The 15,838-nt window shown below is 68.6% G+C and carries 15 protein-coding genes and 1 pseudogene; 10 read left to right on the plus strand and 6 right to left on the minus strand.

Going from position 1 to position 15,838, the window contains the following annotated elements; all coding sequences use genetic code 11:
• Positions 1-38: 38 nt before the first annotated feature.
• Entirely contained in the window at positions 39-437 is a 399-nt protein-coding gene (locus ACXN5S_RS05120; RefSeq protein ID WP_458604326.1) for a hypothetical protein, read from the plus strand.
• Positions 438-439: 2 nt separating this feature from the next.
• On the opposite strand, the gene ACXN5S_RS05125 is transcribed toward ACXN5S_RS05120, so the two are convergent.
• Positions 440-703 carry a hypothetical protein gene (locus ACXN5S_RS05125; RefSeq protein ID WP_458604327.1) on the minus strand — a complete coding sequence of 88 codons (264 nt, stop codon included), beginning with the start codon at positions 701-703 and terminating at the stop codon, positions 440-442.
• Positions 704-714: 11 nt separating this feature from the next.
• Positions 715-3,510: a [protein-PII] uridylyltransferase family protein gene (locus ACXN5S_RS05130; RefSeq protein ID WP_458604328.1), complete on the minus strand. Its 2,796-nt coding sequence runs from the start codon at positions 3,508-3,510 to the stop codon at positions 715-717.
• A 261-nt stretch (positions 3,511-3,771) separates the two neighbouring features.
• Here ACXN5S_RS05130 and ACXN5S_RS05135 point away from each other — a divergent pair, with 261 nt between their 5' ends.
• From ACXN5S_RS05135 to ACXN5S_RS05150, 4 genes and pseudogenes are all read left to right on the plus strand, one after another.
• On the plus strand, positions 3,772-4,242 hold the full coding sequence (locus ACXN5S_RS05135; protein WP_458604329.1) for a YbaK/EbsC family protein: 471 nt from the start codon (positions 3,772-3,774) through the stop codon (positions 4,240-4,242).
• Positions 4,243-4,387: 145 nt separating this feature from the next.
• Entirely contained in the window at positions 4,388-4,900 is a 513-nt protein-coding gene (locus ACXN5S_RS05140) for a DUF2852 domain-containing protein (RefSeq protein ID WP_458604330.1), read from the plus strand.
• A gap of 552 nt (positions 4,901-5,452) precedes the next feature.
• Positions 5,453-5,617: pseudogene (locus ACXN5S_RS05145) on the plus strand (DUF2852 domain-containing protein); the annotation flags it as partial.
• Between the two features lie 424 nt (positions 5,618-6,041).
• On the plus strand, positions 6,042-6,497 hold the full coding sequence (locus tag ACXN5S_RS05150) for an RDD family protein (protein ID WP_458604331.1): 456 nt from the start codon (positions 6,042-6,044) through the stop codon (positions 6,495-6,497).
• 84 nt (positions 6,498-6,581) lie between these two features.
• Here the strand turns inward: ACXN5S_RS05150 and ACXN5S_RS05155 are convergent, their stop codons facing one another.
• Positions 6,582-7,016, minus strand: a complete 435-nt coding sequence (locus ACXN5S_RS05155) for a MarR family winged helix-turn-helix transcriptional regulator (RefSeq protein ID WP_458604332.1) — start codon at positions 7,014-7,016, stop codon at positions 6,582-6,584.
• Between the two features lie 80 nt (positions 7,017-7,096).
• On the opposite strand from ACXN5S_RS05155, the gene ACXN5S_RS05160 reads away from it, so the two are divergent.
• The 3 genes from ACXN5S_RS05160 (at position 7,097) to ACXN5S_RS05170 (ending at position 8,951) form a co-directional block, all read left to right on the plus strand.
• Positions 7,097-7,471: a VOC family protein gene (locus tag ACXN5S_RS05160; RefSeq protein WP_458604333.1), complete on the plus strand. Its 375-nt coding sequence runs from the start codon at positions 7,097-7,099 to the stop codon at positions 7,469-7,471.
• A gap of 4 nt (positions 7,472-7,475) precedes the next feature.
• Entirely contained in the window at positions 7,476-7,922 is a 447-nt protein-coding gene (locus ACXN5S_RS05165; protein ID WP_458604334.1) for an EVE domain-containing protein, read from the plus strand.
• A 204-nt stretch (positions 7,923-8,126) separates the two neighbouring features.
• A complete protein-coding gene (locus tag ACXN5S_RS05170; RefSeq protein ID WP_458604335.1) occupies positions 8,127-8,951 on the plus strand; it encodes an arginyltransferase in 825 nt (274 codons plus the stop codon).
• Positions 8,952-9,033: 82 nt separating this feature from the next.
• Here the strand turns inward: ACXN5S_RS05170 and ACXN5S_RS05175 are convergent, their stop codons facing one another.
• The 3 genes from ACXN5S_RS05175 to ACXN5S_RS05185 form a co-directional block, all read right to left on the minus strand.
• A complete protein-coding gene (locus ACXN5S_RS05175) occupies positions 9,034-11,388 on the minus strand; it encodes a TRAP transporter large permease (protein WP_458604336.1) in 2,355 nt (784 codons plus the stop codon).
• 3 nt (positions 11,389-11,391) lie between these two features.
• Entirely contained in the window at positions 11,392-12,342 is a 951-nt protein-coding gene (locus ACXN5S_RS05180) for a TRAP transporter small permease subunit (RefSeq protein WP_458604337.1), read from the minus strand.
• Between the two features lie 72 nt (positions 12,343-12,414).
• The gene (locus ACXN5S_RS05185; protein WP_458604338.1) at positions 12,415-13,500 is read right to left on the minus strand and encodes a TRAP transporter substrate-binding protein; all 1,086 of its coding nucleotides are present in this window, start codon (positions 13,498-13,500) and stop codon (positions 12,415-12,417) included.
• A gap of 304 nt (positions 13,501-13,804) precedes the next feature.
• Here ACXN5S_RS05185 and ACXN5S_RS05190 point away from each other — a divergent pair, with 304 nt between their 5' ends.
• Both ACXN5S_RS05190 and ACXN5S_RS05195 read left to right on the plus strand, forming a co-directional pair.
• Positions 13,805-14,596 (plus strand): DeoR/GlpR family DNA-binding transcription regulator, encoded by a 792-nt coding sequence (locus ACXN5S_RS05190; protein ID WP_458604339.1) that lies wholly within the window; start codon positions 13,805-13,807, stop codon positions 14,594-14,596.
• Positions 14,597-14,605: 9 nt separating this feature from the next.
• Positions 14,606-15,748 carry an MFS transporter gene (locus ACXN5S_RS05195; protein ID WP_458604340.1) on the plus strand — a complete coding sequence of 381 codons (1,143 nt, stop codon included), beginning with the start codon at positions 14,606-14,608 and terminating at the stop codon, positions 15,746-15,748.
• The last annotated feature ends 90 nt before the right edge of the window (positions 15,749-15,838 follow it).

Below are 15,838 nucleotides of genomic sequence, written 5' to 3' on the forward strand. Positions count from 1 at the left end.
GCACTCACAGCCGCCCCAACACGCCGGCACAAAGTGCGGTGTGGCGCGGCTGGGTCGCCGCGCTCGCGGCGGAACTCTTCCTCATCTTCCCGGGCTACTCGTGGCTGGCCGGTGGCGGGCCGCTGCCGGAGCTGCTCGAGACCTATGTGCTGATCCTGCCGTTTCTTGGCGGCTTCCTCATCATCGTGACGCTGCCCGTAATGATCGTCGCCTCCGCGCTCGCCCGCCGATTCGAGGCGCAGCTTATGGCGGCGCCGGTGCTCTGGGCGCATCTCTCGGCGGGGCTGGTCTTCGTGGTCATCGTGGCGGCGGGCGTGCTGCTGGAAGACGGCATCGATCTGGCCGACGCGGGCGAGCGCGGCGCATTGCTACAGCTCGCCCTAGCGCTGCTGGTGGCGACAGAGAGCTTCCTGCGCGCCCTGCCCCGCGAGCGCTGAGCTCAGCTCACCCGGGCCGAACGGCCGCCGCGGCGTGTGGGTTCGGGCGGGGCTTCCATGCCGTCCTTCAGCACACCGGTCATCGGATGGCCCTCGTCGCCGTATGTCTCCAGCAGGCGCGGGATGATCTGGCGCGCATCGGTGCCCTCGGGCAGCGACATCGCCCATTCGAAGAAGATCGAGCGGCATTGCTCCAGCGTGATGCCCTCCATCCGGTAGGCCTCGCGGATGACGCCCGTCGGGTCGTCGCCTTTCTGGTCAGCCATGCTGCCCTCCCTCATGTGCCCTGCTCTCCTTCAGTGTCGAGTCGGGCGATCAGCGCGTCGATGACCTCTGCCGCAGCTGCGGCGCGGGCCTGCATCGAGGCGGTCAAGCCTTCCATATCATCTTCTCCGGCTTCGCGCAGCAGCATCCGGCATCCGCCCTGCCCCATCTCTTCGGGCTCTGGCCGGCCGCCGGTGAGCAGTCGCCCCGCCGCCTGCATCCGCCAGAACAACCGATGCGCCTGGGCCAGGATATCGGCCTCGCCCGGCTCGATCAGCCCGGCCTCCGCCCCCGCCGCGATCTGCTCGGCCGTGGTGCGGGCCGGGGCGCCGGCGATCAGCCCCAACATCTGCCCGGCCAGCTCGACATCGAGCAGCCGCCCCGGCCCTGCCTTGGCATCCCAATCCGACAAGCCGGGCCGCGCCGCCGCCAGCCGCGCCCGCATCTCGGCCACCTCATGGGCGATGCGCCCGGGCGAGGCGCCGCCAGACTCGGCGAGCAGCTCCTCGCGGAACCGCTCGACCTCGGCGCCGAGATCGGCCTCGCCTGCGACGGGCCGGGCCCGCGTCAGCGCCAGATGCTCCCAGACCCAGGCCTCCTCCGACTGGTAGGCCTTGAAGGCGGTCAGCGCCGTCGCCACAGGCCCCTGCCGGCCCGAGGGGCGCAGGCGCATGTCGACCTCGTAGAGCTTGCCTTCCGCCGTCGGCGCCGTCATCGCCGTCACCAACGCCTGGGCGAGCCTTGCGTAATAGGTGCGGGCCGGCAGCGGGCGCCGCCCCTCCGAGGCTTCAACCCCGTCCGCATCGTAGATGACGATCAGGTCGAGGTCCGACGCCGCATTCAGCCGCCGCGCCCCGAGGCTGCCCATACCAAGCGCGATGGCGCCGCGCCCCGGCGCCGGCCCGTGCTTGGCGGCGAATTCCGCCGCCACATGCGGCCAGAGTGCGGCGAGGCAGGCCTCGGCGACATCGGCATATTGCCCGCCCGCCTCTTCCGCCGTGATCAGCCCGCGCAGGTGATGCACGCCAACGCGGAAGTGCCACTCCTTCGTCAGCACCCGGGCCCGGTCGAGCACGCTCTCGTAATCCGCCTCGCGCGAGAAGACGGCAGCGAAGGCCTCCGTCAGCTCCGCCGCGCCGGGCCAGGGCGCGAAAAAGGCGCCGCCGATCACTGCGTCGAGCACCCCGGCATTGGCGGAGAGATAGCGCGCCAGCGCCGGCGCCGTGCCGGCGATATCGGCGATAAGGCGCGTCAGCTCGGGATTGGCCTCGAAGAGCGAGAACAGCTGCACCCCGGCCGGCAGCCCGGCAAGGAAGTTGTCGAAGGCCGTCAGCGCCTCCTTCGGGTGCGCCGAGGCGGCCAGCGCCTCCAGCAGCTCCGGCTGCAGGCGGCGGAAGATCTGCCCGGCCCGCGCCGAGCGCAGGGCGGGATACGAGGGCCAGCGCCCCACGATGTCCTTGGCGTAGTCCGGCAACGGCGGCGGCGGCGGGGTGGCGCCGGGGGCGAAGAACCCCTCGGTCAGCGCGCTGACCTCGGTGAACCGCGCCGTCAGCTCCTCGCGCAGCTCGCCCGTCTCGCGACCCATGAAGGCGGCGAGCCGCTCGAACCCCTCAGGCGTCGCGGGCAGGTCATGCGTCTGCCTGTCCTGCAGCATCTGCAACCGGTGTTCGACCTCGCGGTGCGCCCGATAATGCCCGGCGAGCTGGCCGGCCGTCTCCTCCGGCACCCAGCCGGACTGCACCAGCCGCTCCAGCCCCTCCACCGTGCCGCGCACCCGCAGGCTGGGGTCGCGCCCGCCGGCGATGAGCTGGCGGGTCTGCACGTAAAACTCGATCTCGCGGATGCCGCCCCGCCCCAGCTTGACGTTGTGCTCCTCCAGGATCAGCGGGCCGGTGAAGCCGTTGTGCTCGCGGATGCGCTGGCGGATGTCATGGGCATCCTCGATGGCGGCGAAATCGAGCTGGCGGCGCCAGATGAAGGGCCGCAATGTTCGAATGAAGGCCGCGCCCGCTTCGATATCGCCGGCGGCTGGGCGCGCCTTGATCCAGGCGGCGCGCTCCCAGGTGCGCCCGACGCTCTCGTAATATTGCTCCGCCGCGCCCATCGACAATGCCACTGGCGTGACCGAGGCATCGGGCCGCAGCCGCAGATCGGTGCGGAAGACATAGCCCTCCGGCGTGAGCTCGCTAAGCGTCTTGGCGACGGCCCGCACCACGCGCACCAGCCCCGCGCGCGTCTCGCCCGCCCCGTCTTCGCCGAGCTGCGTCTCGTCGAAGAGCGCGATCAGGTCGATGTCGGAGGAATAGTTCAACTCCCCCGCCCCCATCTTGCCCATGGCGAAAAGCGTCAGCCCGCCGCCCGGCCGGTCAGCCAGCCCGCCCGGCAGCTTGCCGCGCTGAAGCGCGCGTGCCACCTCCACCTCCAGCGCCGCCTCGCAGGCAGCGTCGGCAAGTCGGGTCAGCCAGCCCGTCACCACCTCCAACGCCCAGACCCCGCCAAGATCGCAAAGCGCCACCATCAGCGCCACCCGGCGCTTGGCCTGCCGCAACCCGCCCGACAGCTCCTGCGGCGCCAGCTCCGCCACGCCCGCCAGCACAGCCTCGAGCGCCTCTTCCGGCGCCGCCACCGCCTCCGCCAGCCAGCAAGCCTCCTTCTGGATCAGCCCCGCAAGATACGGGCTGCACCCAGCAGCCCCTTCCAGCAGCTCAGCCAGACCCTCCGGCGCGCCCGGCAGAAGCGCCGCCACCTCGCGTCCCCGATCACGGTCGAAGGGGCGGGGCGAGCGGGTGATGCGATCTGCCAATGTCATGCCGCCATCTGCCCGCCCCACCGCGGCGCGGTCAAGCCGCCCCCTCTCAGCCCTTCCCGCCACTCCGTCCGCACAAAGCGCGCCCCTCCAACCTCAGCCGAGCGCGGCCCGCCCCACTCCCCTGTTTTTGCTCCAACATAATCCTCGGGGGGGCTGGCGCAGCCAGCGGGGGGCAGACAGCCCCCCTCCCCGGCCTGCCCCCCTTCCCCTCGCCGGCACAACTTGCCACGCTCCGCCCGCGAACCACGAAGGAGCAGGTCCATGAGCAAGAGCCTCAAGCGCGTCATCGCAGCCCTGGAAGAGGCGGGTCTGGCCGCGCGCCCGGTGGAGATGCCGGCCGAGACCCGCACCGCCGAGCAGGCGGCGGATGCGGCGGGCTGCGCGCTCGACCAGATCGCCAAGTCGATCATCTTCGCGGGCGAAGAGAGCGGCGCCGTCTTTCTCTTCATCACCGCTGGCGGCAACCGGGTGGACGCCGCCCGCGCCGCCGGGCTCGCGGGCGAGCCGCTCCGGCGCGCCAGCGGCGAGGAGGTGCGGGCGCAGACGGGGTTTGCCATCGGGGGGGTCTCGCCCGTTGGCCATATCTCCCCCATCCGTGCCTTTCTCGATCCGCGGCTGACGGAGTTCGAAGAGGTCTGGGCCGCCGCCGGCACGCCGCGACACATCTTCCCCATCGCGCCGGGTGAGCTCGAGCGCATCTCGGGGGCCAGGCCGGCAGCCTTCACCGAGTAGCCCGCGCCCGCGCGGAAAAGCGGGGAAATCCGGGCTGCCGTTCCCAGATGTGAAAAACCTTCACATTATCTCTTGACCGGCTGGCTGCCGTTCCCATATCGAGGATGTGAAAGCGATTTACATCTCACTCAACGAGGAGCGACACATGAGCACGATCGACGTCACCCCGCCCCGCACCTCTGGCGAGGCCACACATATGGGCTGGTTCGGCAAAGCTGAAGCCTGGCTCGACGACAAGGGTAAGGGCGCGTGGATCGCGGCCATGATCCTTGGGTTCGTTGTCTTCTGGCCCGTCGGCCTGGCCGTTCTGGCCTACATGATCTGGAGCAAACGCATGTTCAGCAAATCCTGCAGCGGCAAGGGCCGCCACTCGCACCGCCACAACGGCATGTATGCCGCCCGGGCCGCGATGCGCCCCTCCGGCAACTCCGCCTTCGACGCCTACAAGCAAGACATGCTGCGGCGTCTGGAGGAAGAGCAGCGCGCCTTCGAGGAATTCCTCGAGCGTCTGCGTGAAGCCAAGGACAAGTCGGAATTCGACGACTTCATGAACGACCGTGCCCGCCGCAAGGCCGAGGACGAGCGTCAGTCCGAGCCGCAGAGCTATCAGCCCCCGCAAGGCGGCAATGACGGCAACTACGGTGGCCAAGGCTACTAACCAACACCCGGGCCGGCCTTCCAAGGGCCGGCCCGATCCCTGACCGGCCCCTATCTTCTGACCAGAGAAGGCGCCGGCCCCCCGTATTCTGCCGTTTCCCAATTCATCATCCCGTTTCCCACCCGACCCCCAGCCATAGGCATTCCCATGACCCGTCGCAGCAAGCACGAGACCAACGTGGGCGAGATCGAGGGCGCGTTTCCCCTGAAGGTTCTCTCGCTGATCTTCTTCACCGCCTTCGCCATCGTGGCGACGGTCCTGGCCTTCACCGCCTTCTGGCCCGCCGGCCTTGCCATCGCGGCCTTCGTCGCCTGGCGCGGCGTCAACGGCGGCATCTTCGGGCCGCACCGCGAGTTTCCGCTCCGCGTGCTGTCGCTGATCTTCTTCACCGGCTACGCGATCACCTCGACCGCCGTCGGCTTCGCGCAGGAGCCCATCGCCGGGCTGGTGCTGGCCGTGATCTTCGTCTTCCAGGGCTTCAACGGCCTGGCTGTGGGCGCGAGTGCCGCGCCCGGTGTGGCCGATGTCGCTCCCGAGGCCGATGGCCCGCTGCGCCCGAGCGGCAATGCCAGCTTCGATGCCTACAAGGCCGACATGATGCGCCGGCTGGAGGAGGAGCAGAAGAACTTCGAGGATTTCCTCGGCCGGCTGCGCGCCGCCAAGGACCAGGCCGAGTTCGACAACTTCATGGATCGCCGGGCCGAACGGGCCGCCGCCGCGCGGCGCCAGAAGGCCGGCGGCAGCCTCTCGCCGCTCGCCCTGGCCGGCCCGCGCCGCCTGCGCGCCGCCCAACCGCCGCAGCCACCGCAGCCGCCAGCCGCGCGGGATGGCGAGGTGATCCAGGTGCCGCCCGTCCCGCCGGTGCCGCCGCAGCCCCGCGCCCCGCAGGTCGAGGATGCCGAGGAGATCTTCGGCACGGACGAGCCGGCTGAAAACACCCGCGGCGGTGACGGCCCCGAGGCAGGACCCGTCACCCAGGACGAGCCGCCCCGCGCCCCCTGGGCCGCCGGCACCTGGCCCGGCAACCAGGGCTACGGCACCTGAAAAACTCCGGGCGGGCCCTCACCGGCCCGCCTGCTGACCCCAACCGGGGGTGAGGGCCCGAGCCGGCCCACCCCATCCGCAAGCAAAGAGACATCCGATGAGCGTTGAGACCTCCACCTTCGCCGATGCGCTGCCCGACCCTCAGCGCCGGCCCGACTTCTACGAGGGCGTGCCCAGCCGGCGGCTTCTGGCCTGGATCGGCGACGGCATCGCCACGCTGCTGCTGACCTGCCTGGCCCTGCCCTTCACGGCCTTCATCGGCATCTTCTTCTTCGGTGCGCTCTGGATGGCCGTGTCGTTCTTCTACCGCTGGCTGACCATCGCCGCCTTCTCGGCGACGCCGGGTATGGCCTTCTGGGGGATCGAGCTGCGCGAGGGCGACGGCGGGCGCATGAGCTCGGGCGCGGCCTTCGTGCATACGCTGGGCTACCTCGTCTCGGTCGCCATGGCGCCGCTGCAGCTGATCTCGGTGGTGCTGATGCTGATCACCGAGCGCAAGCAGGGCCTGACGGACCATCTTATCGGCTCCGCCGCGATCCGCCGGCCCGTCTGAGCCGCAAGACCAGAGAGCTAAGAGAGGGGCCGGCACTGCGCCGGCCCTTTTTCGTTGTGGAGGCCGCAAGGGCGATGCCTCGTTCTAGGAAAGCGCCTCGGCCACCCGCAGGAGCATGTGCGCGGCATCCGGCGAGGCGGCGGCGCGGGCGAGCCTCTCCGTCTCCATCGCGGCGCGATGGGCCTTCGCGAGCGTCTCGCGACCAGCCTGCGTGAGCTGGGTCCGCTGAATGCGACCATGCTCTTCGTCCGGGGTTCGCTCGATGAAACCCGCCCGCTCCAGCTTCACCAGCATCGACTGCATGGTCTGCGGCGTCACGAAAGCGAGCCGCGCCAGCCGGGCGTTGGGGGCGCCGGGCTCGGCCTCCAGGCTGGCCAGCACGTTGTATTGCGGCGCCGTCAGCTTCAGCTCCTTCAGTTGCTTGTCCATATGCAGCCGCAGGGCCTGCTGCGCTCGTTTCAGCGCATAGCCCAACGCCTCATGGGGCGCGAAGGGAGGGTCTTCAAGGGATGGCGGCATCTTTCCTCTGGAAATATCAGCAGGCTTACATTATATCAGCCTCCTGATATTATGCTGCCACCTTCAGAAAGACAACCGACATGCCCAATCTCATCGGCCCCGACTTCATCGGGCTTCAGGTCGCCGACCTCGACGCCGCCCGCGCCTTCTATACTGAGGTTGTCGGGCTGACCCCTGCCCCCTCCGGCCCGCCGGATGCGGTGGTGTTCGACACCAAGCCGATCCCTTTCGCCCTGCGCCTGCCGCTGGTCGACCTGGAGGCCACAAGACCGCTCGGCCATGGGATTGCCCTCTGGTTCGGCTGCGACAATGCCGATGCGCTGCACGAGCATCTGAAGAAGAAGGGCGTCACCATCGGCTTCGCCCCGAAGGATGGCCCCTTCGGGCGCTACTTCGCCTTCCAGGACCCGTTCGGCTACACGATCACGGCGCATACCGCCCGGCCGCAGGGCTGAGCGCATGACCTGCTGGATCGGGGTGGCCTCGGCCGAGCACGTGCGGAGCGGCGTGGCCGGGGGCTTCGCGCAGCTAGGCCACGGCAAGCACGACGCTTTGGAGGCGCTGCGCAAGGGCGACTGGCTGGCCTATTACTCGCCGCGCGAGGGCATGGGCTCTGGCGCCCCGGTGCAGGCCTTCACGGCGCTCGGGCAGGTCACGTCGGAGGCGCCCTATCAGGCCGCGCAGGCGATGAACTTCAATCCGTTTCGGGTCGATGTAGCCTACCTGGCCGAGGCCCGACCGGCGCCGATCCGGCCGATGCTGGAGGAGCTGGAGCTGACGCGCGGGCGCGACGGCAATTGGGGCCTGCTGCTGCGTGGCCCGAAGCGGCGGGTGTCGATGGCGGACATGCGGCGTATCGCAGCGGCCATGGGGTTGTCGCCCGACGACCTGCCACTGGAGGCGTGACGCCGCCGCCCTATGCCGTTCACCAATTCCGAAAGGCGCCGCATGTCGCCGGGGGGCCGGCCTCGCGCCGCCCACTCCCACTCTCAGGCCCAAGGTGAAAGGGCCGACGTCGCGACTGATGGGCTTGGCGGCGGCAGGAGGCGTTGCTAACGTGCCGCACACACAGCCCTGCCCCTTTACCAAATGCCGGCAAGCCGACCCCACATGCGCCATTCCCTGCCCATCGCCCCGCAGTTCTACGTGACGGCCCCGCAACCCTGCCCTTACCTGCCGGGCCGGATGGAGCGGAAGCTGTTTACCGCGCTGCAGGGGGAAGAGGCCGAGCGGCTGAACGATGCGCTGTCGAAGCAGGGCTTCCGCCGCTCTCAGAACGTGCTCTACCGGCCCACCTGCGCCGATTGCGCGGCCTGCCTGTCGGCCCGCATCCGGGTGTCTGATTTCGAGCCGTCGAAGAGCCAGCGCCGGGTATTGAAGAAGAATTCCGTGCTCCGCCGCCGGGCCACCAGCCCCTGGGCGACGGATGCGCAGTACGAACTCTTCCGGAAGTACCTCGATTCGCGTCACGCCGAAGGCGGCATGGCCGATATGGATATCTTCGAATTCTCCGCCATGATCGAAGAGACGCCGATCCGCTCGCGCCTCATCGAATACGCCCCCGCCGGCGAAGAGCTGCGGGCCGCCTGCCTGACGGACCTGCTCGATGACGGGCTGTCGATGGTCTATTCGTTCTTCGACCCGACCTTCGAGGCGGATTCGCTGGGCAATTACATGATCCTCGATCATGTCGAGATCGCCCGCGACATGGGGCTGCCTTACGTCTACCTCGGCTATTGGGTGCCGGGCTCGCCGAAGATGGGCTACAAGGCCCGCTACAAGGGGCTGGAGATCTACAGCCGCGGCCGCTGGCAACTGCTGCGCGACCCCGACGACCACATCGCCGACACGCACCCCCTCTCGGTCGCGCCGATTGCCGAGCAAGTCGCCCGCATCCAGCTGCCCGACAGCTACCCGGCCCCGCGCCGGCGCTGAACACTCCGCCATCGGAGCCACGATTTTCGCGCGAAAATCGGAACGGAATTCGCGCGAATTCCGTGGCGCTCCCGATCTCGCGTTACTGCCCCAGCAGGTTCGGCACGATGGTCACCACGCCCGGGAACAGCGCCAGCAGCACCAGCCCCGCCACCTGGATCAGCACGAAGGGTGCCACGCCGCGGTAAATGTGGCCCGTGGTCACGCTCGGCGGCGCGACCCCGCGCAGGTAGAACAGCGCGAAGCCGAAAGGCGGCGTGAGGAAACTGGTCTGCAGGTTCACCGCGATCATGATCGTCACCCAGGCCGGCTCCAGCGTGCCGCCGTAGATGACCGGGCCGACGATGGGCACCACGATGTAGATGATCTCGAGGAAATCCAGCACGAAGCCCAGGAGGAACAGCACCAGCATCACCAGCAGGAACACCGTCCACTCGTTGTCGAAGCTGCGCAGGAAATCCTGGATGTAATGCTCGCCGCCGAAGGAGATGATGACGAGGTTGAGCACCTGGCTGCCGATCAGGATGGTGAAGACCATCGAGGTCACCTTGGCCGTCTCGCGCACCACCGGGCCGAGGATGCGGCCCGCGAAGAGCACCCAGCAGGAATAGAGCAGCCCGAACATCGCGAAGAGGAAGGCGCCGAAGGCGATGAGGAAGGCGATGCGGTTGACCGCCGTCACCTCTTCCAGCGTCACGCGCAGGTCGAAGTTGATGCCGGTCAGCAGCATCAGCGCGATGGCGCCCGTCGCCCAGATGACGATGGCACCCGAGCGGCCCTCTTCCTTCAGCTTGCGATAGGCGGCCAGCATGATGGCACCGGCAGCGCCGAGGGCAGCCGCGGGCGTGGGGTTGGTGATGCCGCCGAGGATCGAGCCGAGGACGGCGATGATCAGCACCAGCGGCGGGAAGACGACGCGCAGGATCTCTGACATCGAGAGCATCCGCACCGCCGCCGCCATGCCGTAGAGCATCAGCCCGAGCGGAAGGGCGAAGAGCAGCGTGCGCGGCCCGGGGCCAAGGCTGGGCGGCGCGAAGAGCGCATCGGCCACCAGCAGCAGCGCGATGCCGCCGGCGCCGATCAGCAGCGGCGCCGGGCTTTCCAGCGGCGTCACACCCCGCGCCAGGGCGAAGGCCAGGCCGAAGAGCAGCGCGGTGATGGCGATGCCGGTGCCGATGGGCGCAGCATCGGCGATCAGCTCGGCGCGCAGCGCGGCCCGCTCTTCGTCCGACAGCGGGCGGGCGGCGGCGACATTGTCAGACGTGATCGCCTCCTGCTCGGCCACGGCCCTGTCCCAGGCGCGCTGGCCATGCAGCTCGATCATCGCCTCCTGGCATTCGGGGCCGACATTGGTGCGCAGGCTCGGCGAGGACGGGCCTTCGGTATAGGTCGGCGCGGTCACGTCCTGCGCGCCCACCAGCCCGACCTGGCCGGCGGCGACCATCGCGAAGATCAGAACCAGCGGCGCCGCGAGGAACCAGGTGAGCTTCTCGTTGCGGGTGGTGATCTGCCCCGACCCGCCTGCCCCGAGCTCGACAGCCGGGGCCTTGGAGGGGTTGAGCAGCGCATAGCCGAAGGCATAGCCGGCATAGAGCAGCGCCAGCAGGATGCCCGGCAGCATCGCCGCCTGAAAGAGCGTGCCGACGGAAACGACCGCGGGCTTGCCGAGATAGGTCAGCGCGTCGGTGCAGCCGGCGAGCTGGGCGCGGTTCTCCTGCGCCGTCGAATAGATGTCGCCCGCCAGCGTGCCGAGCAGCACGATGACAATGGAGGGCGGGATGATCTGCCCCAGCGTGCCCGAGGCAGCGATGACACCGGTGGAAAGCTCGGCCGAATAGCCGTTCTTCAACATGGTCGGCAGCGCCAGCAGGCCCATCGTCACCACGGTCGCGCCGACGATGCCGGTCGAGGCAGCGAGGAAGGCGCCGACCACGACGATGGAGACGGCGAGGCCGCCCGGCAGCGGGCCGAAGACCCGCGCCATGGTGGTGAGCAGATCGTCGGCGATACGGCTGCGCTCCAGCGTGATGCCCATCATCACGAACATCAGCACGGCCAGCAGCGTCTCGATGCTCTGCCCCGCCAGCACCCGCTCGTTGATGCGGTTGACGATGAAGCCGAGGTTGCGGTCGAGCGCCGTCTCCCACCCATCGGGGAAGAGCGGCACCAGCACGCGCGGCAGCTCGGGGTATCGGAAGGTCGATATCGCGTCAGGCCTTATCCCCGATGCCGTCAGCTCGCGGTACGCGTCAGACCCGGTGTCGATGGCCTGGTGCACGAGCAGCCCGCCGCCATCGAGCAGCGCGATGATGCCGAAGGCGATGATCCCCGCCCCGGCCAGCGCGAAGGCCACCGGGAAGCCGGAGAGGATCGCCCCGAAGAGCGTGAGAAAAACGATGATGAGGCCGAGTTCGACGCCGTCGAGACCGAAGAGCATGGCTTACACGTCCGCGTGGCTGTGGCCCGCGGCGGCAAGATCCACCTCCAGGCTCTCAGCGACGTCCTTGTCGAGATATTTGTCCGCCGACGCCTCGCCCTCGCGGAATTCGAGGAACGAGCGCCAGAAGAAGGCCACTGCCTGCAGCGCGATCATCGCGGTCATCACCAGCAGCAGCGTCTTGAAGAGGAAATAGGCGTCGAATCCGTTGGGGCTGAAGCCGATTGTCTCGACGCTCCAGCGCATGGCGCGCGCCTTCATCAGCAGCCGGTCGAGCGGGTCAGAGGCCGAGGTGTTGGGCACCATCAGGTGGCGCCACTGGAAGAACCAGGCGTAAAGCCAGATGAGCGTCGCCGCCGGCAGCATGAAGAACAGCGAGCCGAACATGTCGATGACGCGCTTGGTGCGGTGGCGCACGGCGGCATAGACGAGATCGACCCGCACCTGCCCGCCCTGGATGAAGGTGTAGGCAAGGCACAAGGTCACGACCATGGCGTTGTAGAGCTTCAGCTCTTCCGACCACCATGAGACGTCCCGTTCCAAAGTCATGCCGAAGCCGAAGGACAGGGCCGAGACGGCGAAGACGCGCTGCATGAAGATGATGATGACCTGTTGCAGCACCATCAACAGGCCCGCCCAGGCGGCGATGCGGCCGACGGTGTTGCCGAAGGCCTCCAGCCCCCGAACCATGCCCCACATCATGCGCGGGAAGACGATGCCGAGGATGGTGAGCACGACGAAAATGTCGAACAGCACGAAGAACAGCTCTGTCGAGGCGCCGTAGAAGACCATCCGCAGCACGGATTCCTTGTCTTCCGTCGTGCCTTCCCAGCTGACCCAGTCAAGCCAGCTGCGCCACTGAACGATGGCCGCAATGATGTTCCAGAAGCCCTCGATGATGTTGGCCACAAGCCAGCCCACCGCCGATCCGCCCCATGCTTCGACGAGCCCCATGCCACTCCCCTCGCTCCCGGCTTTTGCTGCCGGTTGTGGCCGGGCCCCGGATAAGGGCCCGGCCGTTGGTACCTACATGCCGAGGATGCGGTCACGCTGCTGGCGGTAGGCGTCTTCCGCCACCGTCTGCCAGCGCGAGGATTTGCGCATCGAGGTCTCGAAGCTCTCGCGGATCTGGGCGTAGAGCTCGTCGTCCATGTACTCGTCGAGCGCCTGCTCGGACGCGGTACCGAAGGCCTCCCACACGTCGTCGGGGAAGCTCATCAGCTTGGTGCCGCCCTGCTGCAGCCGGTCGAGCGCGGCGCCGTTGTTGGCGTAGCTCTGCGCAAGGTTCCAATGGTGCGTCGCCATCGCTGCCTTTTCGAAGATCGACTGCTGCGCCGGCGTGAGACTCTCCCAGACGTCTAGGTTGACGGCGGAAGAGAGGGCCGAGCCCGGCTCGTGGAAGCCGGAGGTGTAGTAGAACTCGCAGACCTCCTGCAGGCCGAGGCGCTCGTCGGCGAAGGGGCCGATCCACTCGGCGCCGTCGATGGCGCCGGACGAGAGCGCCTGGTAGATCTCGCCGCCCGGCACGTTCTGCACCGAAGCGCCGGCATAGCCGAGTGCCTGGCCGCCGAGGCCCGGCATGCGGAACTTCAGGCCCTGCAGATCTTCGGCGGAGTTGATCTCCTTGTTGAACCAGCCGCCGGGCTGCATGCCGGTGTTGCCGGCGAGGAAGCTCTTCAGCCCGAAGATCTGGCCGAGCTCGTCATGCAGCTCGCGGCCGCCGTCGTGCAGGTACCAGTTCATCACCTCCTGCGCGGTGCCGCCGAAGGGCACGGCGGTGAAGTAGGCGTAACCCGGGTGCTGGCCGAGAAAGTAGTAATCGGCCGAGTGGTACATGTCGGCCTGACCGGCGGAGACAGCGTCGAACACCTCGAAGGCGCCGACGAGGCTGCCGGCGGGGCGCTTGTCGATGGTGATCTGACCGTCGGTCATCTCGGTGATGGCGGTCGCCAGATAGACGGCCGCGTCGTCGAACACGGCAAAACCATCGGGTACCGAGGTGACCATCGTGAGCGTGCGGTTGCCCTGCGCATAGGCCGGCGCGGCCAGCGCAGACGCGGCGGCCCCGGCGCCACCAACGGCGGACGTTCTCAAAAAGGAACGGCGGTCCATGACATCTCCTCCCTAGAGATCGCGCCGGTTCTCCCCCTGGCGCGTTTTTCAAGTAGAGCGAGCTTAGCCGAACGATCTGCTGTGGCGGAATACCTCATTGACGGCTTTTTTTCGCTCCGCGAAGCTGCAAATGCCTCAATTGCGGGCAAATCATCGGAAATCTTGGAGAAATTGACTTTGCGGCAAGTGTGCTTCGGGCGGCGCTTTCGCCGCGAGGTGGCGTGTCGGCGTTTCGCGGGATGGTTCCGATTCTCTAACGAAAGAGCGCTTGAGGTCGCGGTATATCACATGGTAGTGCACGGTTATGCACGATTCACCACCCCTCTCTCGCCGACACCATATCGCCGCCCGGCTCGCCGCCGGTCAGCCTGTCAGCTCTGCCGAGCTCGCCCGCGAGTTCCGAATCTCTGACGATGCCATCCGCCGCGACCTGCGCGCCCTCGCCGCCGAGGGGCTCTGCCAGCGCGTCTACGGCGGAGCTTTGCCGATCTCTCCCGCTGGCGTGCCGCTGCCCGAACGAATGCAGGCCGAACCCGCCGCCAAAGCGGCGCTTGCGGCCGCGGCAGCCGAGCTGGTGCAGTCCGGCCAGACGATCTTTCTCGACTGCGGCAGCACCAATGCCCGCCTCGCCGCACATCTGGTCGCCCATCTGCCCCCTGCGCAAGAGATGCGGGTCGTCACGAACTCCCTGCCTGCCGCCACCGCGCTGACGGCGCGGGCGGATATCGCGCTCTACTTCATCGGCGGCGCCGTCGACCCCGCGATCGGCGGCTGCGTCGATGGGCGGGCTTTGGCCGAGCTGCCGCGCTATGCCATCGACCTGTGCTTTCTCGGTGCCTGCGCGCTCGACCCGGCCGGTACGCTCGCCGGCTTCGACCGGGCCGACAGCGACATGAAGCAGGCTCTGCTCGCCGCCAGCGCCGCCACTGCGCTGATGATGACCACCGAGAAGCTCGGCACCCGCGCGCCCTTCCCCTTCGGCGCCGCCCCGGCCCTCACCCATCTTGTCGTCGAGCACGATGCGCCCGCCGACATGCTCGACGCCCTTGTTGCCGCCGGGGCGCCTGCCCCGCTGCGCGCTGCCCCTTCAGCCTGAAAGACAGCCATGACCGATATCACCGACGAGACTGCCGGCCCCCGCCTTGCCACGCGGCTGGCCTTCTTCGCCGCCGGCTTCGCCATGGCCTGCTGGGCGCCGATTATTCCCTTCGCCAAGGCGCATGTGGGCGCCGACGAGGCCCAGCTCGGCCTGCTGCTGCTCTGCCTCGGCATCGGCTCTGTCTGCGCCATGCCCGTGACCGGCATCATCAGCGCCCAGAAGGGCGCGCGGCCGATGATGATGCTCGGCGGCGTCGGGCTGGCCGTTGTGCTGCCGGTCCTCGCCCTCGCCGGCTCGGCCTGGCTGCTGGGCGCGGCGCTCTTTGTGCTGGGGGCATCGCTTGGCACGCTCGACGTGTCGATGAACGTGCACGGTGTCGAAGTCGAGGCGCGGGCGAAGCGGCCGCTGATGTCGGGCTTTCACGCCATGTTCAGCGTGGGCGGCTTCGTCGGCGCGGGTGGCGTGACCGGCCTGCTCGCGCTCGGCGCCTCGCCAGCCCTCTGCCTTTTTGCAGGCGCCGCGATCACGCTTGCCGCCATGGCGATTGCCGCCCCCCGCCTGCTGCGCGCCCGCGGCGGCGAAGCGATGCCCTTCGCCCTGCCCCATGGGCTGGTGCTGCTGCTGGCGCTGCTGGCGACGATCATGTTCCTGGTCGAAGGCGCCATGCTCGACTGGGGCGCCCTCTTCGCGGTGGAGACGGATCTGGCGAGCGTGGAGCGCGCAGGCCTGGGCTTCATGCTCTTCAACCTGGCAATGACCTTTGGCCGGCTGACGGGCGACCGGGTGGTCGCGGCGCTCGGCGACCGTAAGGTGCTGGTCTGGGGCGGGCTGCTGGCCATCGCGGGCATGCTCGTGCTGCTGCTCGCGCCCTGGCCGCCCGTGGCCTTCGCCGGCTTCGCGCTGATCGGCCTCGGCGCCGCCAATCTGGTGCCGGTGATCTTCAGCCTCACCGGGCGCCAGCGCGCCATGCCGACGGGGCTCGCCGTCGCGGCAGTCACCACAGCGGGCTATGCCGGAGTTCTGCTCGGGCCGGCGGCGATTGGCTTTGTCTCTCACGCGACCAGCCTGCCGGCGGCCTTCTGGATGCTGACGGTCCTGGTGGCGGCGATCCCGCTGGCCGCGGCCCGGGTGACTCGCGGGGGCACCTGACAGCAGCCGCAGCACCCCTTCCCTAGCGGAAAATTGCGAGGGAGGTGCATCGTCTTTCTGTTAATTACCAGAAATGGCCCACTGGTTTGC

This window comes from Pseudoroseicyclus sp. H15 (assembly GCF_054353345.1).